The sequence below is a fragment of the Amycolatopsis sp. NPDC050768 genome, from assembly GCF_040654155.1.
Taxonomy (GTDB): Bacteria; Actinomycetota; Actinomycetes; order Mycobacteriales; family Pseudonocardiaceae; genus Amycolatopsis.
The window spans coordinates 84,111-107,143 of the sequence record NZ_JBFAHL010000020.1 but is presented as its reverse complement, the minus strand read 5'-3'; the positions used below and the strand labels follow the sequence as shown (position 1 = coordinate 107,143).

Here is a 23,033-nt window from a genome sequence, read left to right as displayed (position 1 = left end):
CGCGGGTAGGCGCCGAAGTAGCGCAGGTAGCGCGTGCGCTCGGAAAGCCTGCTGTGGAAGGCGACGAGGCCGGCGTCGCGGCCGGAGCAGCGGCGGCGGCCGGGGCGGCCGAGACCGCGTTCAGCTTGCCGTCGGTGCCGCGCAGGGTGCTCTTCTCCACGTGCGTCGCCGACTGCGCGCGCAGGTAGTACGTGGTCTTGAGGCCCTTGTGCCACGCGTAGCGGTACAGCTCGTCGAGCTTGCGCCCGCTCGGCGCCGCGATGTAGAGGTTCAGCGACTGCGCCTGGTCGATCCACTTCTGCCGGACCGAGCCCGCGTCCACGATCCACTTCGACTCGATCTCGAACGCGGTGGCGTAGAGCGCCTTGAGGTCGTCCGGCACGCGGTCGATCTGGCCGAGGCTGCCGTCGAAGTACTTCAGGTCGCTGACCATGACCTCGTCCCACAGACCGCGGGCCTTGAGGCTCTTGACCAGGTGCGGGTTCACCACGGTGAAGTCGCCCGACATGTTCGACTTCACGTACAGGTTCTGGAACAGCGGCTCGATCGACTGGCCGACGCCGGAGATGTTGGAGATCGTCGCGGTCGGTGCGATCGCCATCACGTTGGAGTTGCGCATGCCGACGGTCTTCACGCGCTCGCGCAGCGGCGCCCAGTCCAACGTCGTGGAGGTGTCGACGGCGAGGGCGTCGCCCTGGCGTGCGTCGATCAGCAGCTGCATCGAGTCGATCGGCAGGATGCCGCGGCTCCACAGCGAACCCTCGAACGTCTGGTACTGGCCGCGCTCCTCGGCGAGGTCGGTCGACGCGGAGATCGCGTAGTAGGACACGTGCTCCATGCTGAGGTCGGCGAACTTCACCGCCTCCTGCGAAGCGAACGGAACGCCGATCTCGAACAGCGCGTCCTGGTAGCCCATGATGCCCAGGCCCACCGGGCGGTGGCGCAGGTTGGAGCGGCGCGCCTCCGGGATCGTGTAGAAGTTGATGTCGATCACGTTGTCGAGCATGCGGACCGCGGTGCGCACGGTCTTCTCGAGGCGCTTGGTGTCGAGGCCCTCGGGCGTCACGTGCTTGAGCAGGTTCACCGAGCCGAGGTTGCAGACCGCGACCTCGTCGATGTTGGTGTTCAGCGTGATCTCGGTGCACAGGTTCGAGGAGTGCACCACGCCGACGTGCTGCTGCGGCGAGCGCAGGTTGCACGGGTCCTTGAACGTGATCCACGGGTGGCCGGTCTCGAACAGCATCGTCAGCATGCGACGCCACAGGTCGACGGCGCGCAGGCGGCGGAAGACCTTGATCTCGCCGCGGTCGGCGGCGGCCTCGTACTCGCGGTAGCGCTCGGCGAACGCGTTGCCGTAGAGGTCGTGCAGGTCCGGCGTCTCGTTGGGGGAGAACAGGGTCCACTGCGCGTCGGCCTCGACGCGGCGCAGGAACTCGTCCGGCACCCAGTTCGCCGTGTTCATGTCGTGCGTGCGGCGGCGGTCGTCACCGGTGTTCTTGCGCAGGTCGAGGAACTCCTCGATGTCCACGTGCCACGTCTCGAGGTACGCGCACGCCGCGCCCTTGCGCTTGCCGCCCTGGTTCACGGCGACGGCGGTGTCGTTGGCGATCTTGAGGAACGGCACGACACCCTGCGACTGGCCGTTGGTGCCCTTGATGTGCGCGCCGAGGCCGCGCACCGGGGTCCAGTCGTTGCCGAGGCCGCCCGAGTACTTGGCGAGCAGCGCGTTGTTCTTGTACGCCTGGAAGATCGAGTCCAGGTCGTCGTCCACAGTGGTCAGGAAGCACGACGAGAGCTGCGCGCGCGTGGTACCCGAGTTGAACAGCGTCGGCGTCGAGGCCATGAAGTGGAAGGTGGAGAGCAGCTCGTAGAACTCGATCGCGCGGGCTTCGCGGTTGTCCTCGCGGATGGCCAGGCCCATGGCCACGCGCATGAAGAACGCCTGCGGCAGCTCGAAGCGCGTGCCGTTGTGGTGCTGGAAGTACCGGTCGTACAGCGTCTGCAGGCCCAGGAACCCGAAGTCCAGGTCACGCTCGGCGTGGATGGCCGCGGTGATCTTGTCGAGGTCGAACGTGAGCAGCTCGCCGTCGACGAGCTCCAGCTCGACCGCGCGGCGCAGGTAGGTGCGGAAGTACGCGGGGTACTCGGCGGTCATCTCGTCCTGGCTGGCCAGGCGAGCGCGGCCGGCGAGGTAGCTCAGGGCCTCTCCGCGCAGCTTGTCCAGCAGGAGCCGCGCACTCACGTACGAGTAGTTCGGCTCCTGCTCGACGAGCACGCGGGCGGCCATGATCTGCGCGAGCGCGAGCTCGTCGGCGCTGATGCCGTCGTAGAGGTTGCGCTTGGCCTCGGCCAGCACCGGCTCGGCGGACACGTCGTCGAGCCCGGCCACGGCCTCGCCCACCACGTGGGACACCCGGGCCCAGTCGAGCGGGCGCAGGGAGCCGTCGGTGCCCTTGACGCTGATCGCGGCCTCGGCGGGCGCCGGCGTGGCAGCCTCGCGGGCCTTCGAACGCTCGTCGCGGTAGAGCACGTATGCGCGGGCGACCTTGTGGTGCTCACCGCGCATCAGGGCGAGCTCGACCAGGTCCTGGATCTGCTCGATGTGCAAGGCGGGCTCGGGGCCGGCGTGGCGCAGCAGGGAAGCCTCGACCTGCTCGGTCAGCTCGGCGACGACGTGGTGCACGCGCGAGGAAGCGGCCGCGTCGCCGCCCTCCACGGCGAGGAAGGCCTTGGTGAGGGCCACGCTGATCTTGCCGGCGTCGAACGGCGACACGCTGCCGTCGCGCCGGATCACGCGGACCGCGCTCGGAGCCGAGTCCGCCGACGAGGGCGGACGCTGACCGGTTTCCACTGACATGCGGGTCTCCAACGAAGTCGAAAATGGGCGCGCTTCATCGGCGCACGGCCTCACAAGGCCGTGCGCTGCTGTTTCTCAAATCGGCCCGGCTGCCCTTCCTGAGCGGTCTCCCCGTCGCTGGGGGCTGCCGGTCCACAGAGACTACATCTAGGGGTTCGGGCTTGCACGTGCCCCAAGGGGTGGCGTGTCGCGGGCTCACCCTCGCGGGTTAGTCGATCACTCAGAGCGGCTGGTCGGGGGCGGTTCAGCCGCCGAAGACGAGAGTGAAGTCGCGCAGGCTCGCGCTCACGATCGGGCGACGTCCGGCCAGGAAGCCGAGCGGTCCGGCGGGGTTCACGGACCAGTCGGCAGCAGCCGCGTGCGGCTTCGCACGCGAGGTGACGGGGCTGCGCTTGAGCCGCCCGCCGAGCGTCTGCGCGATCTCGAACCGCGCGGGCAGCGCGGCCGGCAGCCCGGCGCGGCGGGAGAACGCGGCGGTGGCGATCCAGTCGTCGCCGGTGGCCGCGGTGAACTCGCGGTCGCCGCTGAACTCGAGCGTCGCGAGGTCCTTCGGGATGCCCCACAGCTCGCGTCCGCCCGCGAGCGAGACCTCACTGTCGACCCAGATGTCGGTGATCGACGCGGTGAGGCCGCCGCGCACGGCGACGGCGGCGAGCAGCTCGTGGTAGCTCAGCTGCCCCGGCGCGCGGTAGCCGACCCACGCGGTGAACACCGCGGCGTGGCCGCCGGTGGTGACGGGTTCGACGCCTTCGGGCAGTTCCGGTAGTTTGCCGGCCGGGAGCAGCCACGCGGACAGCTGCGCCTGGCCCGCGAGGTGCCACGGTTCGGGCGGGTAGGCGGTCATTCCTCGATCCAGGGCAGGTAGTCCGGCTGGTCGTGGTCGACGCGGAGCTTGAACTCCGGTGGGCGTTTCTGCAGGAACGACAACACGCCTTCGACCGCGTCCGGATTCGTCGGCAGCCCGCCGATCAGCTTCGAGTCCAGCTCGTGCACCTCGAACGGCGACGGGGCCGACGCCATCCGGTACAGCAGCTGGCGCGTGACGGCGACCGACACGGGAGCGGTGTTGGCCACGAGGTCGCGCGCGAGCTCGTAAGCCTTGTCCAGCACGGCTTCCGGCGGGTGGACGCTGTGCACCAGCCCCTTCCGCAACGCCTCTTCGGCGCCGAAGACGCGTCCGCTCACCATCCAGTCCACGGCCGTGCCCATGCCGACGAGCCGGGGCAGGAACCACGCGGACCCGCCTTCGGGGTAGATCCCGCGGCGGGTGAACACGAAGCCGAACTTCGAGTCGTCGGCGGCCAGCCGGTAGTCGCACGACAGCGTGATCGTGATGCCGCCGCCCACCGCCGCGCCGCGCAACGCGGCGATCACGGGCTTGTTCATCGTGAAGATCCGCTTGGAGCAGCGGCCCGCCGGCTCCTGCCAGCCGTCGGGCGGACCCTCGCCGAGCTCGAAGTCGAACCCGCCGGACGACAGGTCGGCCCCCACGGAGAAGTCCTTGCCGGTGCTGGTGAGCACGACCACGCGCACGTCCTCGTCGCGGTCGGCGCGGTCCATGGCGTCACCCAGCTCGTCGGCCATCCGCACGGTGTAGCCGTTGCGCGCCTGGGGCCGGTTCAGCTTGACCGTCGCGATCCGCTCGGCGACCTCGTAGGTGATGTCCGCGTAGGTGCTCATGGCTGGAACGGTAGGACAACGGGGGTTCTACTGGCAACGTGTCAATAGTGGCTCCGCGCTCGATCAGGGGAGAAAACAATCAGGCGCGCTTGATTTTTCCTCGGTCGGGGTGCGAGGGTGGGCCTGAGCGCGTAGTGCTTACAAGAGGACGCATGGAGGCGCAGGATGGCTGATCTCGGCGTGATCCTCGGGGATCTGGCTGCCGAATCACAGGCGATCGACGACGTGGTGGCCGGGCTGCCGCCCGAGGGGTGGGCCAGGCCGACGCCGGCGGAGGGGTGGACGGTCGCGCATCAGATCGCGCACCTGGCCTGGACGGACTCGAAGGCGCTGATCGCCGCGGCCCGGCCCGAGGAGTGGCAGACCGAGGTCGAGCACCTGCTGAGCGTGGGGGAGAGCTACGTCGACCTCGCCGCTGAGGAAGCCGCCGCGACGCCGCCGCAGGAGCTGCTCGCGCAGTGGCGCGCCGGGCGGGCGGCGCTGTCCGAAGCGCTCGCCGCCGTGCCCGCCGGGCAGAAGCTGCCGTGGTACGGGCCGCCGATGAGCGCCGCGTCCATGGCCACCGCGCGGATGATGGAGACGTGGGCCCACGGCCAGGACGTGTTCGACGCGCTGGGGCTGGCCCGTGAGCCGACCGGCCGGTTGTGGCACATCGCCCGCTTCGGCACGCGCACGCGGGACTTCGCCTTCAAGCTCAACTCTCTGGCGCCGCCGCCCGTGGAGTTCCGCGTGGAGCTGGCCTCGCCGGACGGCACGACGTGGGCGTTCGGGCCCGAGGACGCCGAGCAGCGGCTCACCGGCAGCGCCGTGGACTTCTGCCTGGTCATCACGCAGCGGCGCCACCCCGCGGACACGGACCTGGTCGCGACCGGCGCCGACGTCGAAGAATGGCTCACCATCGCGCAGGCGTTCGCCGGTCCTCCCGGTGGCGGCCGGAAGCCGGGGCAGTTCGCATGAGCCGCGTGAACAAGGCCCCGATCCGGATCGGGAACGCGTCGGGCTTTTACGGCGACCGGTTCTCCGCCGTGCGCGAGATGCTGACCGGCGGGCCGCTCGACGTGCTCACCGGCGACTACCTCGCCGAGCTGACCATGCTCATCCTCGGGCGCGACCGGATGAAGGACCCCGAACGCGGCTACGCCAAGACCTTCCTGCGCCAGATGGAGGAGAACCTGGCGCTGGCCAAGGAAAAGGGCGTGAAGATCGTCGCCAACGCGGGTGGCCTCAACCCCGCGGGCCTGGCGACGGCGTTGCGTGAGCTGGCCGCGAAGCTCGCCCTCGACGTGCGGATCGCGCACGTCGAGGGCGACGACCTGATCGGGCGTGCCGACGAGCTGGGCTTCAAGGAACCGTTGACCGCCAACGCCTATCTCGGCGCGTGGGGCATCGTCGAGTGCCTGAACGCCGGCGCCGACGTGGTCGTGACCGGCCGGGTCACCGACGCGTCGGTGATCGTCGGGCCCGCCGCCGCGCACTTCGGCTGGACGCGCGAGGACTACGACGCGCTGGCCGGCGCCGTCGCCGCGGGGCACGTGATCGAGTGCGGCGCGCAGGCGACCGGCGGCAACTACGCGTTCTTCCGCGCGCAGCCGATCGGCGTGCCCGGGTTCCCGATCGCCGAGATCCACGCCGACGGGTCCAGCGTCATCACGAAACACCCCGGCACCGGCGGGGTCGTGAACACGGGCACGGTCACCGCGCAGCTGCTGTACGAGATCACCGGCGCCCGCTATGCGAACCCCGATGTCACCACCCGCTTCGACACGCTGACGCTGGCCGAGGACGGCCCCGACCGCGTGCGCATCAGCGGCGTGACTGGCGAGGCCCCGCCGCCCACGCTCAAGGTCGCGCTGAACCGGCTCGGCGGGTTCCGCAACGAGACCACGTTCGTGCTCACCGGCCTCGACATCGAGGAGAAGGCCGCGCTCGTGCGCGAGCAGCTGGAGACGGCGCTCGAACGCAAGCCCCCCGCCGAGGTCCGCTGGACGCTCGCGCGCACGGACCACCGCGACGCCGACACCGAGGAACAGGCCAGCGCGCTGCTGCACGTCGCGGTGAAGGACGCGGACCCGAAGATCGCCGGCCGCGCGTTCAGCGGCGCCGCGGTGGAGCTGGCGCTCGCGAGTTATCCCGGCTTCCACGTGACCGCTCCGCCTTCGGACGCGTCGCCGTACGGCGTCTACTCGGCGGCCTTTGTGGACGCCGGCGAGGTACCGCACATCGCGGTGCTCACCGATGGTCGACGTGTCGACATAGCACCGTCCACCAAGACCCGAGCACTGACCGAAGTGGACGAACCGGCGCTGCCCGAGCCGTTGCCGGACGGCCCGGCCCGCCGTGTCCCGCTCGGCCGGGTGATCGGCGCGCGCAGCGGTGACAAGGGCGGCAGTGCCAACCTCGGCGTCTGGGTGCGCTCGGAAGAAGCGTGGCGCTGGCTCGTGCACCGGCTCACCGTCGCCGAGTTCCGCCTGCTGCTGCCGGAGACGGCGCAGCTGCCCGTGACCCGGCACCTGCTGCCGAACCTGTGGGCGATGAACTTCGTGGTCGAGGACATCCTCGGTGAGGGCGTGGCCTCGCAGGCGCGGTTCGACCCGCAGGCCAAGGCGTTCGGCGAATGGCTGCGGGCGCGCGAGATCGACGTGCCGGAGGCGCTGCTGTGATCGTGGACCCGTTCGCCACGCCGGAACGCAAGGAGCTGCGCGCGACCGTGCGGCGGTTCGTCGAGAAGGACGTGCTGCCGCACCTCGACGACTGGGAACGCGCGGGCGAGCTGCCGCGCGAGCTGCACCGCAAGGCCGGGGACCTCGGGCTGCTCGGCGTCGCGTTCCCCGAGGCCGTGGGCGGCGGCGACGGCAACTACCTCGACGCACTCGTGGTCGCCGAGGAGATGCACTACGCGGGCGGCTCAGGCGGCCTGTTCGCGTCGCTGTTCACGTGCGGCATCGCCGTGCCGCACATCGCCGCGGCCGGGGACCCGGTGCAGGTCGAGCGCTGGGTGCGGCCGACACTGGAAGGGACGAAGATCGGCTCGCTCGCCGTCACCGAGCCCGACGGCGGGTCCGATGTCGCCGGCATCCGCACCACCGCCGTGCGCGAAGGTGACGAGTACGTGGTCAACGGCGCCAAGACGTTCATCACCTCCGGCTGCCGCGCCGACTTCGTGACCACAGTGGTCCGAACGGGCGGGGAGGGCGCGCACGGCATCTCCCTGCTGGTGGTCGAACGTGGCACGCCCGGGTTCACGGTGTCGCGCAAGCTGGAGAAGATGGGCTGGGCCGCGTCCGACACCGCCGAACTGTCCTACGTGGACGCCCGAGTGCCGGTGGAGAACCTCGTGGGCGCCGAGAACAGCGGCTTCGCGCAGGTGGCCACCCAGTTCGTGACCGAGCGGCTTTCGCTCGCCGTGCAGGCCTACGCCCACGCGCAGCGCGCGCTCGACCTCACGCTCGACTGGTGCCGGCTACGCGAGACGTTCGGCCGGCCGCTCATCTCGCGCCAGGTCGTGCAGCACAAGCTCACCGAGATGGCGCGCAAGACCGACGTCGCGCGCACCTATGCGCGCCAGACCGCTGTGCGCCACGTCTCCGGCGAAGAAGTGATCGCCGAGGCCTGTTTCGCCAAGAACACCGCCGTCGAAGCCGCCGAATGGGTGGTGAACGAGGCCGTGCAGCTGCACGGCGGGCTCGGGTACATGCGCGAGTCCGAAGTGGAGCGGCACTACCGCGACGTCCGCATCCTCGGCATCGGCGGCGGTTCCACCGAGATCCTCACCGGCCTGGCCGCGAAGCGATTGGGATACACCGCATGACCGCATTGAGGTCTGTCGTGGACACACGGGCCGGCGAGTTCGCCGCGAACCGCGAGTCCATGCTCGAGAAGCTCGCCGAGATCGACGCCGAGCACGCCAAGGCCGTGGCCGGCGGCGGCGAGAAGTACGTGGAGCGTCACCGCAAGCGCGGCAAGCTCCTGGCCCGCGAACGGATTGAGCTGCTGATCGACGAGGACTCGCCGTTCCTGGAGCTCTCGCCGCTGGCCGCGTGGGGCTCGGACTACCGCGTGGGCGCGAGCGTGATCACCGGCATCGGCGTGGTCGAGGGCGTGGAGTGCCTGATCTCCGCGAACGACCCGACGGTCAAGGGTGGCGCGAGCAACCCGTGGACCACCAAGAAGAGCTTCCGTGCAGCCGACATCGCGGCGCAGAACCGCCTGCCGGTGATCAACCTCGTCGAGTCCGGCGGCGCGGACCTGCCGACGCAGAAGGAGATCTTCATCCCCGGCGGGCGGATCTTCCGCGACCTCACGCGGTCTTCGGCCGCGAAGGTACCCACCGTGGCGCTGGTCTTCGGCAACTCGACCGCCGGCGGCGCGTACCTGCCGGGCATGTCCGACTACGTCGTGATGGTCAAGGAACGCGCGAAGGTGTTCCTCGGCGGGCCGCCGCTGGTGAAGATGGCGACCGGCGAGGAGTCCGACGACGAGTCGCTGGGCGGCGCCGAGATGCACGCCCGCACGTCGGGCCTGGCCGACTACCTCGCGGCCGACGAGCAGGACGCGATCCGGCTGGGCCGCAGTATCGTCAAGCGGCTCAACTGGCACAAGAAGGGGCCGGCGCCTCGGACCGGGTACGCCGAGCCGCTGTTCGATCCCGAGGACCTGCTCGGCATCGTGCCGAGTGATCTCAAGGTGCCGTTCGACCCGCGCGAGGTGATCGCCCGCGTGGTCGACGGGTCGGACTTCGACGAGTTCAAGCCGCTCTACGGGTCGAGCCTGACCACCGGGTGGGCGAACATCCACGGCTACCCCGTCGGCATCCTCGCCAACGCGCAGGGCGTGCTGTTCAGCGAGGAATCGCAGAAGGCCGCGCAGTTCATCCAGCTGGCCAACCAGATCGACACCCCGCTCGTCTTCCTGCACAACACCACCGGCTACATGGTCGGCAAGGAGTACGAGCAGGGCGGCATCATCAAGCACGGCGCGATGATGATCAACGCCGTGTCGAACTCCAAGGTGCCGCACCTGTCCGTCCTCATGGGATCGTCCTACGGCGCCGGGCACTACGGCATGTGCGGGCGCGCCTACGACCCGCGGTTCCTGTTCGCGTGGCCGAGCGCGAAGTCGGCCGTGATGGGCCCGGCGCAGCTGGCCGGCGTGCTGTCCATTGTGGCCCGCGCGGCGGCCGCGAGCCGGGGGCAGGACTACAGCGAGGAGAACGACGCGGCGATGCGCGCCATGGTCGAGAACCAGATCGAGGCCGAGTCGATGCCCATGTTCCTCTCGGGCATGCTCTACGACGACGGCATCATCGACCCGCGCGACACCCGCACGGTGCTCGGCCTGAGCCTGTCGGCGATCCACAACGGACCAGTGAAGGGCGCCGAGGGTGGCTTCGGCGTCTTCCGGATGTAGGGGTGCAGTCGTGATCCACAACCTGCTGGTCGCCAACCGCGGCGAGATCGCCCGCCGCGTTTTCCGCAGCTGCCGCGACGCCGGCATCGGCACGACGGCCGTGTTCTCCGACGCCGACGCCGCGGCCCCGCACACGCGCGAGGCCGACGTCGCGGTCCGGCTGCCGGGAGACGCGCCGGGAGAGACGTACCTGCGCGCGGAGCTGATCGTGAAGGCCGCGGCCGACGCGGGCGCCGACGCCGTGCACCCGGGCTACGGGTTCCTGTCGGAGAACGCCGCGTTCGCGCGGGCCGTGCTCGACGCCGGGCTCACGTGGGTCGGCCCGCCGCCCGCCGCGATCGAGACGATGGGCTCCAAAGTGGAGTCGAAGCGGATCATGGCCGCCGCCGGTGTGCCGGTGCTGTCCGAACTGGACCCCAGTCAAGTCGGCGACGCCGATCTGCCGTTGCTGGTCAAGGCTTCCGCAGGCGGCGGCGGTCGCGGTATGCGGGTGGTCCGGGAGGTGAGTGAGCTCGCCGAGGCCGTCGAGAGCGCCCGGGCCGAGGCCGGTTCCGCGTTCGGGGACCCGACGGTGTTCTGCGAGCGTTACCTCGAGACGGGCCGCCACATCGAGGTGCAGGTGCTCGCCGACAGCCACGGCACGGTGTGGGCGGTGGGGGAGCGCGAGTGCTCCATCCAGCGCCGGCACCAGAAGGTGGTGGAGGAAGCGCCGTCGCCGTTCGTCGACGACGCCATGCGCGCGGAGCTGTTCGACGCGGCGCGCAAGGCCGCGTTGGCCATCGACTACGTCGGCGCGGGCACGGTGGAGTTCCTCGCCGGGCCGGACGGTCGGTTCTACTTCCTGGAGATGAACACCCGCCTGCAGGTGGAGCACCCGGTGACCGAGAACGTCACCGGCCTCGACCTCGTGGCGCTGCAGCTTTCCGTGGCCCAGGGCGCGAAGCTGCCGCCGGAACCGCCTGCGCCGCAAGGGTATTCGATCGAGGTCCGCCTCTACGCCGAAGACCCTGCCGCGGGTTGGCAACCGCAGAGCGGCACGCTGCACACCTTCGAGGTGCCCGGCGTCGACCGCGAGTTCACACACGGCGCGGGGCTGCGGCTCGACTCCGGCGTGGAGAGCGGGTCCGTGGTCGGCGTGCACTACGACCCGATGCTCGCCAAGGTCATCACGTGGGCGCCGACGCGCGACGAGGCCGCCCGCCGGCTCGCCACCGCGCTGGCCGGGGCGAAGATCCACGGCGTGGTCACCAACCGCGACCTGCTCGTGAACATCCTGCGCCACGACGCTTTCCTCGCGGGCGAGACCGACACGGCGTTCTTCGACCGCCACGGCCTCGGCACGCTCGCGAAGCCGCTGGTCAGCGGTGACGGGGAAAAGCTCTCCGCGCTCGCCGCCGCACTGGCCGGCGCCGCGGGCAACCGCGCGGCCGCGACCACCCTGGGCCGCCTGCCCAGTGGCTGGCGCAACGTGCGTTCGGTGGGGCAACGCAAGGTTTTCACGCGCGGGGACACGACCCACGAGGTCCTGTACTCGCTCACCCGGGACGGCCTGCGGGCCGAGGGGCACGACGACGTGCGGCTGGTCTCGGCGGAGCCGGGCCGGGTAGTGCTCGACGTGGCGGGTGTGCGACGCACGTTCACCGTCGCGCGGCACGGCGAAAAGTCCTTTGTCGACTCCGCGCTCGGCTCGGTGGCGTTCACGGCGGAGCCGCGGTTCGCGGACCCGTCGGCGGCGCTGGCGGCGGGCTCGCTCGTCGCGCCGATGCCGGGCACGATCGTGCGGCTGGCGGTGGGCGTGGGCGACGCCGTGGCGGCGGGGGATCCGCTGCTGTGGCTGGAGGCGATGAAGATGGAACACCGGATCGCGGCCCCCGCCGACGGCGTGGTCACCGAGCTGCCGGTGAAGGTCGGGTTGCAGGTCGAGGTCGGCACGATTCTGGCTGTGGTGGGAGAAGCTGTGGTGGGAGAACGAGCATGAACGCGATGAACTTCGTCGAGCCCGAGGAGCGCGTGGCGCTGCGCAAGGCGGCTTCGGAACTGGCGCGCAAGTACGGGCACGAGTACTACTCGAAGAAGGCCCGCTCGGGCGAGAAGACCGTCGAGCTGTGGGACGAGGCCGGCCGGCTCGGTTACCTCGGCGTGAACCTGCCCGAGGAGTACGGCGGCGGCGGTGCGGGCATCGCCGACCTCGCCGCGGTGCTGGAGGAGTTCGCGGCCGCGGGTTCGCCGTTGCTGCTGATGGTCGTCTCTCCGGCGATCTGCGGCACGGTGATCTCGCGCTTCGGCACGGACGAGCAGAAGAAGCAGTGGCTGCCGGGAATTTCCGACGGCAGCAAAAAGATGGTCTTCGCCATCACCGAGCCCGACGCCGGGTCCAACTCGCACAAGATCACCACCACCGCGCGCCGCGACGGCAGTGATTGGGTCCTGAGCGGACGGAAGGTGTTCATCTCCGGCGTCGACGAGGCCGACGCGGTGCTCGTGGTCGGGCGCACGGAGGACGCGAAGTCGGGCCGCCTCAAGCCCGCGCTCTACATCGTGCCCACCGACACCCCGGGCTTCGAGTTCAAGCAGATCGAGATGGATCTGGTCTCGCCGGAGAAGCAGTTCGGCCTGTTCCTCGACGACGTCCACCTGCCGGCCGAAGCGCTGGTGGGGGAGGAGGGCGCGGCGATCGCGCAGCTGTTCGCGGGCCTGAACCCCGAACGCATCATGGGCGCGTCGTTCTCGCTCGGCACCGCTCGCTACGCGCTCGACAAAGCCGTAGCGTACGCCAACGAGCGCCAGGTGTGGGGCGCGCCGATCGGCTCTCACCAGGGGCTGGCGCACCCGCTGGCGCAGATCAAGATCGAGCTGGAGCTGGCGAAGCTGATGACGCAGAAGGCGGCTTCCCTCTACGACTCCGGGGACGACTTCGCGTCGGGCGAGTCGGCCAACATGGCCAAGTACGCCGCCGCGGAGGCCGCGATCCACGCCGTGGACCAGGCCGTGCAGACGCACGGCGGCAACGGGCTCGCGACCGAGTACGGCCTCGGCACGCTCGTGACCGCGGTGCGGCTCGGGCGGATCGCGCCGGTGAGCCGCGAGATGGTGCTCAACTTCGTCGGGCAGCACACCCTCGGGCTGCCGAAGTCCTATTAGGAGTGAGTGTGTCTGAGAAGACTGAGAGGTCTCTGGCGGGCCGCACGATCATCATGTCCGGCGGCAGCCGCGGCATCGGCGAGGCGATCGCCCTGCGCGCGGCCGCCGACGGCGCGAACGTGGCTCTGCTGGCCAAGACCGCCGAACCGCACCCGAAGCTGCCCGGCACGATCTACACCGCGGCCGAGGCCATCGAGAAGGCCGGCGGCAAGGCGCTGCCCATCCTCGGCGACGTCCGCGACGACGAGGGCGTGGCCGCCGCGGTGGCGAAGACCGTCGAGCAGTTCGGCGGCATCGACGTCGTGGTGAACAACGCGAGCGCGATCGACCTCACGCCCACCGAGCAGGTGAGCATGAAACGCTACGACCTGATGCAGGACATCAACGCGCGCGGCACTTTCCTGCTGTCCAAGCTGGCCATCCCGCACCTGCGCAAGTCGGCCAACCCGCACGTGCTCACGCTGTCGCCGCCGATCAGCCTCGACGAGAAGTGGTTCACGGCCGGGCACCTCGCGTACAGCATCGCGAAGTACTCGATGAGCCTCGTGACCGTCGGGCTCGCGGCGGAGCTGAGGAAGGACGGCATCGCGGCGAACTCGCTGTGGCCGCGCACCACGATCGACACCGCGGCGATCCGCAACGTCGTGGGCGCGGAGCTGGCCGACCGCAGCCGCACGCCGGAGATCATGGCCGACGCCGCGTACGCGATCCTCACCCGGCCCAGCCGCTCGACGACCGGCAACTTCTTCCTGGACGATGAGGTGCTCGCGGCCGAGGGCGTCACTGATCTGTCGAAGTACCGGATCGGGTCGTCGGAAGCGGACCTGCAGCTCGACTTCTGGGTCGATCCGGCCTGATGCTCCGGGAACCGCAGCAGGAGCGCAGCCGCACCACTCGCCGGCGGCTGATCGAGGCCGCGATGGACTGCATCGGCGAGCGGGGCTGGCACGGCGTCACGGTGGCCGTGATCGCCGAACGCGCCGGCGTGTCGCGCGGCGCCGCGCAGCACCACTTCCCGACGCGCGAGGACCTCGTCGCGGCGGCCGTGGAGCTGCTCGGCGAGTCGCAGATCACCGAGCTGCGGACGAAGGCCGACAGCCTGCCGACGGGCGCGTCGCGGATCTTCGGGGTGGTGGAGATGGTGCTCAACCTCTACACCGGACCCCTGTTCCGTGCCGCGCTGCAGCTGTGGGCCGTGGCCTCCAGCGACGAACAGCTGAGGTCGACGCTGGTGCCGCTCGAGGCGCGCGTCGGCCGCGAGGCGCACCGCGTGACGGTGGAGCTGCTGGGCGTCGACGAGGCGAAGCCAGGGGTCCGCGAGCTGGTCCAGGCCACCCTGGACCTGGCCCGCGGCCTCGGCCTCGCCAACCTGCTGACCGACGACACCCGCCGCCGGCGCCAGATCGTGCGGGAGTGGGCCCACACTCTGGAGACGCGACTGTCCGGAACCGGCGAGGCCTAGTGAACGTCACAACTTCGGCCTAATACGATGTGGTTGTTAACACATTCGGCCCAACGGACGATGACTCCGAGTAAGTGGCTCCACCAGGAAGAAGGTCGGTACCGGTGTCCGGTTCAGAAGACGCGGCAGTCGAGCTGACGCACCGCGCGATGGCGATGCTCAGGGCGGTCGCCGCCCACCGCGCGGAGATGACCACGAGCAGCGAGCCCGACCTCTTCATCGACGGTTTCGCTTGCTGCGACCAGATGACCGCCCACAACCTCGCACACGGCGGCTACATCCGCCCCGCCGTGCAGGACGCCGCGGGCCGCGTGCCCGCCGAGCTGACCGAGGCCGGGCACGCCGCGCTGGAGATCACCGTCGCCGCCTGAGTCGACCACGCGGTCTCGCGAACGGGTGAAGGTTTCGCTTGCCCGTTCGGGTGACCCTTCGGCTCGGGTCGGTGCCCCTGGCCTGGGGTCGGGCTTGAGTGTGAGTGGTCCGGTCGTGACCCTCGCACGGTGAGGTTCAACCACCGCGCCGCCAGCCGCAGTTGCTCGCGGATTTCGCGCGTGACCAGCCGGTTCTTGCACCGGTTCCGGGGCGCATATCGCTGGTCCGGTCGGGCCCTCGGGTAGCGAGGTCGAACCACGCCGCCTCGGCTACGTGCGGGCTTGCCTCGCGAATCGGCTTCACACCGCGCGCTGGTGGTCCAGGCCCCTGCCCTCGGCCGATGAGGTCGGACCACCTCGCCCGCGGTAGGACTCCGCCGTCAGAGCTGCGAGCGGATCTCGCCCGCTCGCGCCGTCACGGTGTCGAGGACGCGTTTCGCCGCCTCCAGGTCCTCAGGGGCGATGCCCGCGAACAGTCGATCGCCGGCCGCGGTCGAGTCCGCCGTCAGGCGTTCGACCAGGTCCCGCGTTGCCGGGGTGACGTCGACGACGTCCCCACTGGTCAGCCGACCCGCCGACACGAGCCGGTCCACCACCGAGCGCACCACCTCGGCGGGCGCGACGGCCGTCGCCGCGATGGTCTCCACCAAGGTGTCGGCGGGCTGGGCGCCATTGGCCACCGTCCGCAGGACCACGTATTCGGTGAAGTCCAGACCTTCGCGGTCCAGTAGCGCGGTGAGCAGGGAACGAGACGCCGCGGCGGCCAGGTTCAGGTCGCGGCCGCCGACGGCACGGGCTGTGGTCATGGTCTTCTCGCTTCCGGTGGGGTCCTCACCCAGCAGCGTCTGCAGGGTGTGTCGGAACCGGCGGGTCCGCGCGCTGCGGGAGCCGCCGAGGTCCGCCGTGAGCTCCTCGTGCAGGTCGCGCACGAGGGCGATCGCCTCGGTGATCACCTCGTGGCCCCGGGCGGTGAGGTCGAGCCGCACCGCGCGCGGGTCGTCCGGGTCCGGGGGACGGGTGACGAGGCCGGCCTGTTCGAGCGCCCGCGCCAGCTTCGACACGTGCAGCGCCTCGAGTCCCGTGTGGTCGGCCAGTTCGCGCTGGCTCGGCCGGACCCCGCGCACCACGAGGCCGGTGAGCGTCGCCAGCAGCGAGTACTGGGCGTGGGTCAGGCCGAGCGGCTTCACGGTCCGGTCGACGGCCGCCCGCCACTTCATGGACAGCCGCCACACGAGGTGACCGGTGGTCGGGTTCTCGAGGCGCATGAAAGATAATGTACATGGATACTATGTCCATGGCTACTATCGACCGGAAGAAACGGGGATCCCGAAACCAAGGGATCCCCGTCTTCAGGCAGCTCAGCCCTGGTACCCGGCCACGATCTTCGTGAACGCGTACTTCTCCTGGTCGATGCCGCTGCACTCGCCGCCGCCGCTGCAATCGCGGTTGGTGGCCCAGAACGTGAAGCGGCCGAGGTGGTGGCTCGAGGCGTAGTCGCGGATCGAGGTGAAGTTCGCGACGGACATGTTCTCGCCGGCGTTGTCGGTCTTGCCGTTCATCGACGACAGGCCGCTGTGCCGGTAGGCCTCGTCGTCGCTCCAGCCGAAAGCGGACTTCAGCTGGTCCTTCAAGCCGTCGACGGCCGACTTCGTCATCGCGGCCATGTCGCCGCCGTCGGAGAAGTCGAAGGGCATGACCGACCAGACGTCGACGTTCGCGCCGATCGCCTTGGCCTGCGTGATGAGGCGGCTGCCCCACTCGGTCGGGCCCTGCGGGCTCGTGCCCATCGTGATGACGACGCGCACGCCCGGGTTCTTCTGCTTGGTGATCTTCACGGCGTTCAGGATCCGGTCCTGCACCGTCGCGTTCTCGAACTCGTCGGTGTTCTCGATGTCGAGGTCGATCGCCTTGAGCTGATAGGCGTCGATCACCTTCTGGTACGCGCCGGCCAGGTCTTCCGGCGACCCGCACTGCGAGCCGAGCTTGGTGCCCGACCAGCCGCCGAACGACGGGATCACGTCGCCGCCGGCCGAGCGGATCTTCTGGATCAGGGCGGCATCCGAACCGTTCAGGTCGCGGTTGCCGTCCCACTTCGGGTTGCAGCCGCCGTCGGACAGCATGAAGGCCAGCGTGAACGCCTTCACGCCGGTGGCCGACATGGCCGCGGCGGGGTCGGTCTGCCCGCCCCATTGGTACAGGTACGGCGAAGCGAGCACGGGGTCCGGCGCGGCCAGCGCCGACGGGGCGAGGCCGAGGGTGGTGGCCAGCGCGGCGCCCGCGGTGAGCGCGACGGTGGCCAGACGGCGCAGGGGTTTCATTGGTCCTCCAACGTGGGACGCACGCGTGAGCGCGCTTGTGTGGAGCACCTCCGATGCTTGATGCGGCGGTATCAACTCAGAGGAGCACTCGGCAGGGATGTGTGCCCCGCCACAATGGACTAGACCATTGACAAGTGTCAAGGTTCCGGCTCGGAAAGAAAAAAACCCACTGTCTTTGGCCCCGGCTCCGCCGGGGCGATCTCGCGCTGGGGTCGGCTCCAACGAATCGGCGAGCCCGCGGCGATCGGTCGCCACGGGCTCGCTCGGTGGTGCTGGAGAGACGGGTCAGGACTGGGCGTAGCAACGCTCGAGCTCGTCGAGCCGGTAGAAGTGGCTGCCGCGGTGCACCGGCGCGCAGCTCGCCTTGAACGCGGTCTGCTTCTCGTTGTAGAGCATGCGCACGAGGTAGCTGTGACCGTCGGTGTAGAGGTCCCACTGGATGTTCGCCGCCATCGGCGCCACCTGCGCGCCGCGGAACGGGTTGTTCGCGTAGGTGAACAGCTTGCTCTCGGGCTGCTGCTTCGTGGCGCCGGGCAGGCCGAGCAGCGACGCCAGGGGGAAGATCTCCTCGGCGTGGGTGAAGCGCAGTTCGGCATCGCGCGTGGTGGTGCCGGCGCGCTTGGCGTCGAGCTGGGCGAACATGTCGCCGAGCAGGCCGCCGGCCATCTTGTACGTGATGTCGCTGCCGGAGAACGCGGGACCGTTCTCGTAGAACGAAGTCACGTCGTCGAGGTAGCCGAACCACGAGGCCTCGTCGAGCGTGATGTAGCGGTCGAAGTGCCAGTGGCCCTCGCCCGCGAGGTCCACGGTGACCTGGTCCATCGAGTACAAGGCGTCGGCCGCGGCGACCTCGTCCTTGAACTCGGCGTGCTTCCCGGCCGCGATCTCGTCCACGAACTTCTTCGAGAAGCTGCGCTGCAGCACCGAACGCGCCACGGCGTGCGTGTGCGGCTGGTCCGTCGCGGCCTTCTCGGCGGCGGCGACGCGCGGGTCGTTGTCGACGTAGTCGTTGTACTCGACGTTCGACTTGTGGAAGTACAACAGGGCGTCGTCGGTGCGGGTGGCTGTGGTCGCCAAGCCGGGCTTCGCCGCCTTCAGGCCGGCGACGAACTCGTTGGCACTGTCCACCGTGCGCTGCTGGCTCGACGCGACGACGTCGATCTTCGGCGTCGTTCCCTTTGCCGCGTCGGCGAAGAGCGACGGCAGCCGTCGCACCATGCGCTGCGCTGTGGTGCGCATCTCGTCGCGGCCAACCTGGGTGAGCAGGCCGTAGCCGTCACGGGCGTTGGCGGCGAGCAGCGCCTGCACGTCCGGGCCGAGCTGCTTGCCGACGCCGGTCAGCGCGCCCTCGGACTTCGCGGTGTTCCACAGCGCCAGCAAGGCGTCGCCGTCGTCGCTGTCGGACAGCGTACGCGCGCCGTGGCGCGAGACGTTCTCGGTGAACACCGGGCGGAACGACGAAGGCAGCCGCTCGTAGGAGTACAGGTTGCCCTGCGGCTCGTAGGCGGTCTTGGTGGTGAACGCGTCCTGGTTCGCGTTCCCCTCGTGCGCCTGCGCCGGCAGGGCGAACAGCCCCGACAGGGCCAATGCGGCCCCGCCGATTCCGGCCACAACACGTCTCATCGAGCTACCCCGCTGTCTGGTCTGGGTGAAAGGACGGCTCAGTAGACACGCCGGTCGTGACGCGGTTCGGGACAGCGGGTATCGCGCCGGTGAATTCCCGGGGTTCCGGTGAGCGGGAAACGCGGTGGTGGGGCGCGCCGTTGCCGTCGGTCCCGGCGGCGACGTTCGTATCGGTGAATGTGTCGGCCGAGGCGATCGCGCCGGCGGCCACGATGCGGCGAATGGTGTTCATGGAAGCTCTTCTTCTCGTCGGTCCGAAACCGTGATCGGCTTCGATCGGACGGTTTTCCGAGCACCCCGCCGGCTGACCACCGCGGCCCGGTGATCACTCTCACCGCGTCCGGGACCCATCCGCGCGGCATCGCGGCTCTGAAGCACCTGCCCACTTAAGGAGGTGCCGCAACCGCGGTGAACCGGCTATTTTGCCGAAATGGTGGGGGATCCGGCGACGGCCGGAGGGGGTCGCCGGCGCCGGTTTCCTGTCGCTGTGGCGAACTGGGAGCTGTGGCGCGTGCGCACCCGCGCGCTGGCGGCGTTCGTGGTGTGCGTGGATGTGGTGGCGCTGGCCGCGACCATCGCCGTGGCGGTGCTGGTTCCCTTGCCGCTCACGGGTTCCGCGCGGTTCGCCGTGCTGGTCGCGGGGCTGTTGGTGAGCGCGGAACTGAGCCGCTCGGCCGAACGCGGACGCGGGGAAACGTTGCTGGGCCCGGGTTTCGGCACGCCGTGGGTGTTCGCCGGCGCGGTGGTGCTGCCGCCGGTGCCCGCCGTGGTGCTCGCGGTGGTCTCGGGCGCGCACCGGTGGCTGCGCGTGCGGCGGCGCGCGCCGTACCGGCAGGTGTTCGAGGTGGCCGCGACGGCGCTGGCCGTGCTGCTCGTCGGCCGGTTCCTCGCCGTGACGGTGCCCGTCCCGCCGAGCTCGCTGGGCGATGTCCGCTTGATGGGACTGCTAGTGGTCGCGGCCGTCGTGTTCACGCTCGTCGACGCGGCGCTGACCGGGGTTGTGCGGGGCTACCGGCAGGGTGTGGCGGGGCTGCTGTTCGACGTCGCGATGGTCGGATTGGGTATCGCACTCGCCTGGGCCGTGGTGGATTCGCCGCTCGTCGTGCCACTGCTCGCCGCGGCGCTCGTGGTGCTGCACCGCGGCGGCGTCGGCGCCACCTCGCGCGCCGAGCCGACGGCGGACGCGGGCACCGGCGCCCTCACAGCTTCCGCCTGGTGGGACGCCGTCCGTGTGCAGCCGGCCCCGGCGTACTCCGTGCTGGTGCTCGACCTCGACCGGTTCGGCGACGTCAACGCCCGCCACGGCCGCCGCGTCGGCGATGCCGTGCTGCGGGCCATCGCCGACGCGTTGCGCGACGAAGTCCGCTCCGCCGACCTCGTGGGGCGCTCCGGTGGTGGCGAGTTCGCCGTGTTCCTCCCCGGCACCAAGCCGTTCGACGCGCTCGCCATCGCCGAACGCATCCGCTTGCGAGTCGCCTCGACAGCCGTCGCGTTGAAGGCGCCCTACGGCAGCCCGCAGTTCGCGTGGGCGACCGTGTCCGTCGGCGTCGCCTCCCGTTCCACTGACGCCGACACGGCGGACGCGGTCTTCGCGGCCGCTGTGAAAGCCGTGCGGCGCGCGAAAGCCGGCGGTCGCAACCGGACCGTGTGTGCCGGTGCTTCGGAAGCGCAGTAGGTCAGTCCGAAGTGGACGGGACGCCGATGTCCTCGAACCACAGCTGCGGCCGAGTCTCGATGAACTCCTCCATCAGCGCCGTGCACGCGGGGTCGTCGAGGACGTCGATGCGCACGCCGTGCTCGGCGAGCCAGTCGTGGCCGCCGGAGAAGGTCTTGGCTTCGCCGATGATCACCCGCGGGATGCCGAACTGGCGCACGAGGCCGCTGCAGTACCAGCACGGCGAGAGCGTGGTGACCATGATCGTGTCGCGGTAGTGGGGGCGGCGCCCGGCGTTGCGGAACGCCGTGGTCTCCGCGTGCAGCGACGGGTCGCCGTCCTGCACCCGGCGGTTGTGGCCGCGGCCGAGGAGCTTGCCGGAGTGGTCGAAGAGGGCCGCGCCGATCGGCACGCCGCCCTCGGCCTTCCCGAGCTCGGCCTCCTCACGGGCGACGGCGAGCAACGCGTGCGGATCGATCTGCATGGCCCACACTTCACCGGCCCCGCTCGCGGAAGGCAAGTCCACGGACATCGAGGACAGATCCTGTCCGCGATGTCTGGCAGAGTGGCCCGCATGTACGGAACCTCGGAGCGGCTGCTGCGCCTGTTGTCCCTGCTGCAGGCCCGCCGCGACTGGCCGGGGCCGGACCTGGCCGACCGGCTCGGCGTCGACGTGCGCACGGTCCGCCGCGACGTCGAGCGCCTGCGTGGCCTCGGTTACCCGGTGCACGCGACGCCGGGGGTCGCGGGTGGCTACCGGCTGGGGGCCGGCGCCGCGCTGCCACCGTTGCTGCTGGACGACGACGAGGCCGTGGCCGTCGCGGTCGGGCTGCGGACGGCGGCGAACGGCACGGTGTCGGGCATCGAGGAGACGTCGGTGCGGGCGCTGGCCAAGCTCGAGCAGGTGCTGCCCGCGCGGCTGCGCCACCGCGTGAGCGCCATGGGCTCGGCGATGCTGCAGCTCGGTGGCGGGGGACCGGTCATCGACGCCGAGGTGCTCACCGTGATCGCGTCGGCCTGCCGCGACCACGAGCGGGTGCGCTTCACCTACGCCAACCACACCGGCCAGGTCACCGAACGCGACGTCGAGCCCCTGCGCCTGGTCCACACGGGTCGTCGCTGGTACCTCGTCGCCTACGACCTGGGCCGCGACGGCTGGCGTACGTTCCGCGTCGACCGCATCGAAGGTGTGCCGGCGCCCGGGTTCCGCTTCACGCCGCGCGAACCGCCCGCGGAAGACCTCGCCGCGTACGTGTCGCAGGCGATCTCTTCGGCGCCGTACGCACACCAGATGTCCCTGCTCGTGTCGGTGCCTGCGGAGGTGCTCGCGGCCCGCGTGCCGCCGACCGCCGGCACCGTCGAGCACGTGGACGAGCACACGTGCCGGCTGCGCACCGGCGCGACCGACCTCGCCGCGGCGCCGTTCTACCTCGCGCAGTGGGACTACGACTTCGTCGTGGAAGACGCGCCGCCCGGCCTGCTCGACCGGCTGGCGCGCATCGCGGAACGCTTCGCCTCGGCGGCGGCGCGCAGCTGAGCCGGTCGAGGGGTCAGGCTGTTCGCGTGCCGAGCATCCGCAGCACCAGCTCGCTGTACTCCTTGCCAAGCGCGGCCGGCGTCTGGCGCGTGCGCTCGCTGTACCAGCGGGCCACGTCGACACCCAGCGACAGCACCGCGCGCGCCGCCGTATGCGAATCGGTCACGGAGAACGCACCGGACTCGGCGCCCGCGGCGATCACGTCGCGCACGATGCGCTCGATGCGCCGCCGCAGCTCCGTGACGACCTCGAACTCCTTCTCCGGCAGTGCGTTGAGCTCGTACTGCACCACCCGCGCCACGGTGTGGCGCCGCGCGTGCCAGGCCACGAAGTCCTCGACCACGAGCCGGATGCGCTCGACCGGGTCCTCGGCCTTCTCCAGGGCGTTCTCCACCAGGGCCAGCGTCTGCTCGTGGCCGCTGCGGCTGATCTCGAACAGCAGCGCCGCCTTCGACGGGAAGTGCACGTACAACGCGGCGGGGCTCATTCCCGCGGCGCTGGCGATGTCCCGCGTGGTCGTGGCGTGGTACCCGCGCTTCGCGAAGGACTCCACCCCGGCCAGCATCAGCCGGCGCGCGGTCTCGGGCTGCACGTCGGGCCACAGCTCGGCCGAGAGCGAAGTCGTCATCCGGCGATCCTCCCAGATCTGCTGCCGCGCCCGGCGGGCGTGAACCGTCCACCCAGTCTAAGCGGTTGCTTTGTGCAGGGATCCGGTGACTATTCCCCGATTCTGGGATGCCGTACCTGAAACCCCTGGCGGACATCAAGGTCCAGACCCGCGGAAGGCAGCTGGTTTTCGTGCTGGTCAGCCGCGTCCTGTCGTCCGGAGGTACGGGCTCCGGGCCGGTGGGCAAGGCGTGACCCTTCTCGTGCAGCCGAACCGTGGAGTTCGTGTGGTTGAGATCGACAGGACGCAGGACACAGGGCGAGGGCCCCGCCGCGGCGGCAGGCCGTCTCGGTGTCGAGGCGGATCAAGAGCGTATC

Annotated in this window: 21 protein-coding genes; 12 read left to right on the top strand and 9 right to left on the bottom strand. The window is 70.4% G+C overall.

What is annotated here, in order from left to right:
* The 3 genes from AB0H62_RS41110 to AB0H62_RS41100 form a co-directional block, all read right to left on the bottom strand.
* Positions 1 to 2,857: ribonucleoside-diphosphate reductase subunit alpha (locus tag AB0H62_RS41110; RefSeq protein ID WP_360591951.1), on the bottom strand; the 2,857-nt coding region annotated here is incomplete at its 3' end.
* A 244-nt stretch (positions 2,858 to 3,101) separates the two neighbouring features.
* On the bottom strand, positions 3,102 to 3,701 hold the full coding sequence (locus AB0H62_RS41105) for an acetoacetate decarboxylase family protein (RefSeq protein WP_220238759.1): 600 nt from the start codon (positions 3,699 to 3,701) through the stop codon (positions 3,102 to 3,104).
* A complete protein-coding gene (locus AB0H62_RS41100; RefSeq protein ID WP_220238760.1) occupies positions 3,698 to 4,537 on the bottom strand; it encodes an enoyl-CoA hydratase-related protein in 840 nt (279 codons plus the stop codon). Before AB0H62_RS41100 ends, AB0H62_RS41105 begins: the two co-directional genes overlap by 4 nt.
* A 165-nt stretch (positions 4,538 to 4,702) precedes the next feature.
* Between AB0H62_RS41100 and AB0H62_RS41095 the strand changes: the two genes are divergently transcribed.
* The 9 genes from AB0H62_RS41095 (at position 4,703) to AB0H62_RS41055 (ending at position 14,917) form a co-directional block, all read left to right on the top strand.
* Positions 4,703 to 5,494 carry a TIGR03084 family metal-binding protein gene (locus AB0H62_RS41095; protein WP_220238761.1) on the top strand — a complete coding sequence of 264 codons (792 nt, stop codon included), beginning with the start codon at positions 4,703 to 4,705 and terminating at the stop codon, positions 5,492 to 5,494.
* Positions 5,491 to 7,197, top strand: a complete 1,707-nt coding sequence (locus AB0H62_RS41090; RefSeq protein ID WP_360591950.1) for an acyclic terpene utilization AtuA family protein — start codon at positions 5,491 to 5,493, stop codon at positions 7,195 to 7,197. The genes AB0H62_RS41095 and AB0H62_RS41090 overlap by 4 nt, the downstream gene beginning before the upstream one ends.
* A complete protein-coding gene (locus AB0H62_RS41085; protein ID WP_360591990.1) occupies positions 7,197 to 8,345 on the top strand; it encodes an acyl-CoA dehydrogenase family protein in 1,149 nt (382 codons plus the stop codon). Before AB0H62_RS41090 ends, AB0H62_RS41085 begins: the two co-directional genes overlap by 1 nt.
* Positions 8,342 to 9,943, top strand: coding sequence for a carboxyl transferase domain-containing protein (locus AB0H62_RS41080; protein ID WP_360591949.1), 1,602 nt, complete (start codon positions 8,342 to 8,344; stop codon positions 9,941 to 9,943). Before AB0H62_RS41085 ends, AB0H62_RS41080 begins: the two co-directional genes overlap by 4 nt.
* A gap of 10 nt (positions 9,944 to 9,953) precedes the next feature.
* Complete coding sequence (locus AB0H62_RS41075; RefSeq protein WP_360591948.1) at positions 9,954 to 11,921, top strand: biotin carboxylase N-terminal domain-containing protein; 1,968 nt, start codon at positions 9,954 to 9,956, stop codon at positions 11,919 to 11,921.
* Positions 11,918 to 13,084 carry an acyl-CoA dehydrogenase family protein gene (locus AB0H62_RS41070; protein ID WP_220238765.1) on the top strand — a complete coding sequence of 389 codons (1,167 nt, stop codon included), beginning with the start codon at positions 11,918 to 11,920 and terminating at the stop codon, positions 13,082 to 13,084. The genes AB0H62_RS41075 and AB0H62_RS41070 overlap by 4 nt, the downstream gene beginning before the upstream one ends.
* Before the next feature lie 53 nt (positions 13,085 to 13,137).
* Complete coding sequence (locus AB0H62_RS41065; protein WP_360591989.1) at positions 13,138 to 13,941, top strand: NAD(P)-dependent oxidoreductase; 804 nt, start codon at positions 13,138 to 13,140, stop codon at positions 13,939 to 13,941.
* Positions 13,941 to 14,546 (top strand): TetR/AcrR family transcriptional regulator, encoded by a 606-nt coding sequence (locus AB0H62_RS41060; protein WP_220238766.1) that lies wholly within the window; start codon positions 13,941 to 13,943, stop codon positions 14,544 to 14,546. Before AB0H62_RS41065 ends, AB0H62_RS41060 begins: the two co-directional genes overlap by 1 nt.
* A 104-nt stretch (positions 14,547 to 14,650) precedes the next feature.
* Complete coding sequence (locus AB0H62_RS41055) at positions 14,651 to 14,917, top strand: hypothetical protein (protein WP_220238767.1); 267 nt, start codon at positions 14,651 to 14,653, stop codon at positions 14,915 to 14,917.
* Positions 14,918 to 15,297: 380 nt separating this feature from the next.
* Here AB0H62_RS41055 and AB0H62_RS41050 read toward each other — a convergent pair whose 3' ends face one another.
* The 4 genes from AB0H62_RS41050 to AB0H62_RS41035 all read right to left on the bottom strand — a co-directional run bounded on the left by AB0H62_RS41050 (position 15,298) and on the right by AB0H62_RS41035 (position 19,090).
* Complete coding sequence (locus AB0H62_RS41050) at positions 15,298 to 16,182, bottom strand: MarR family transcriptional regulator (protein WP_220238768.1); 885 nt, start codon at positions 16,180 to 16,182, stop codon at positions 15,298 to 15,300.
* Between the two features lie 93 nt (positions 16,183 to 16,275).
* Entirely contained in the window at positions 16,276 to 17,235 is a 960-nt protein-coding gene (locus AB0H62_RS41045) for a chitinase (protein WP_360591947.1), read from the bottom strand.
* 285 nt (positions 17,236 to 17,520) lie between these two features.
* A complete protein-coding gene (locus tag AB0H62_RS41040; RefSeq protein ID WP_220238770.1) occupies positions 17,521 to 18,858 on the bottom strand; it encodes a histidine-type phosphatase in 1,338 nt (445 codons plus the stop codon).
* 4 nt (positions 18,859 to 18,862) lie between these two features.
* Positions 18,863 to 19,090 (bottom strand): hypothetical protein, encoded by a 228-nt coding sequence (locus AB0H62_RS41035; protein ID WP_220238771.1) that lies wholly within the window; start codon positions 19,088 to 19,090, stop codon positions 18,863 to 18,865.
* Between the two features lie 255 nt (positions 19,091 to 19,345).
* Here AB0H62_RS41035 and AB0H62_RS41030 point away from each other — a divergent pair, with 255 nt between their 5' ends.
* Complete coding sequence (locus tag AB0H62_RS41030) at positions 19,346 to 20,533, top strand: GGDEF domain-containing protein (protein WP_255637741.1); 1,188 nt, start codon at positions 19,346 to 19,348, stop codon at positions 20,531 to 20,533.
* 1 nt (position 20,534) lies between these two features.
* Here the strand turns inward: AB0H62_RS41030 and AB0H62_RS41025 are convergent, their stop codons facing one another.
* Positions 20,535 to 20,996: a nucleoside deaminase gene (locus AB0H62_RS41025; RefSeq protein ID WP_220238773.1), complete on the bottom strand. Its 462-nt coding sequence runs from the start codon at positions 20,994 to 20,996 to the stop codon at positions 20,535 to 20,537.
* Positions 20,997 to 21,086: 90 nt separating this feature from the next.
* Between AB0H62_RS41025 and AB0H62_RS41020 the strand changes: the two genes are divergently transcribed.
* A complete protein-coding gene (locus AB0H62_RS41020) occupies positions 21,087 to 22,049 on the top strand; it encodes a YafY family protein (RefSeq protein WP_360591946.1) in 963 nt (320 codons plus the stop codon).
* A 13-nt stretch (positions 22,050 to 22,062) separates the two neighbouring features.
* On the opposite strand, the gene AB0H62_RS41015 is transcribed toward AB0H62_RS41020, so the two are convergent.
* A complete protein-coding gene (locus AB0H62_RS41015; protein WP_220238775.1) occupies positions 22,063 to 22,677 on the bottom strand; it encodes a TetR/AcrR family transcriptional regulator in 615 nt (204 codons plus the stop codon).
* Between the two features lie 107 nt (positions 22,678 to 22,784).
* Here AB0H62_RS41015 and AB0H62_RS41010 point away from each other — a divergent pair, with 107 nt between their 5' ends.
* Entirely contained in the window at positions 22,785 to 22,910 is a 126-nt protein-coding gene (locus AB0H62_RS41010) for a hypothetical protein (protein WP_360591945.1), read from the top strand.
* Positions 22,911 to 23,033 lie beyond the last annotated feature (123 nt).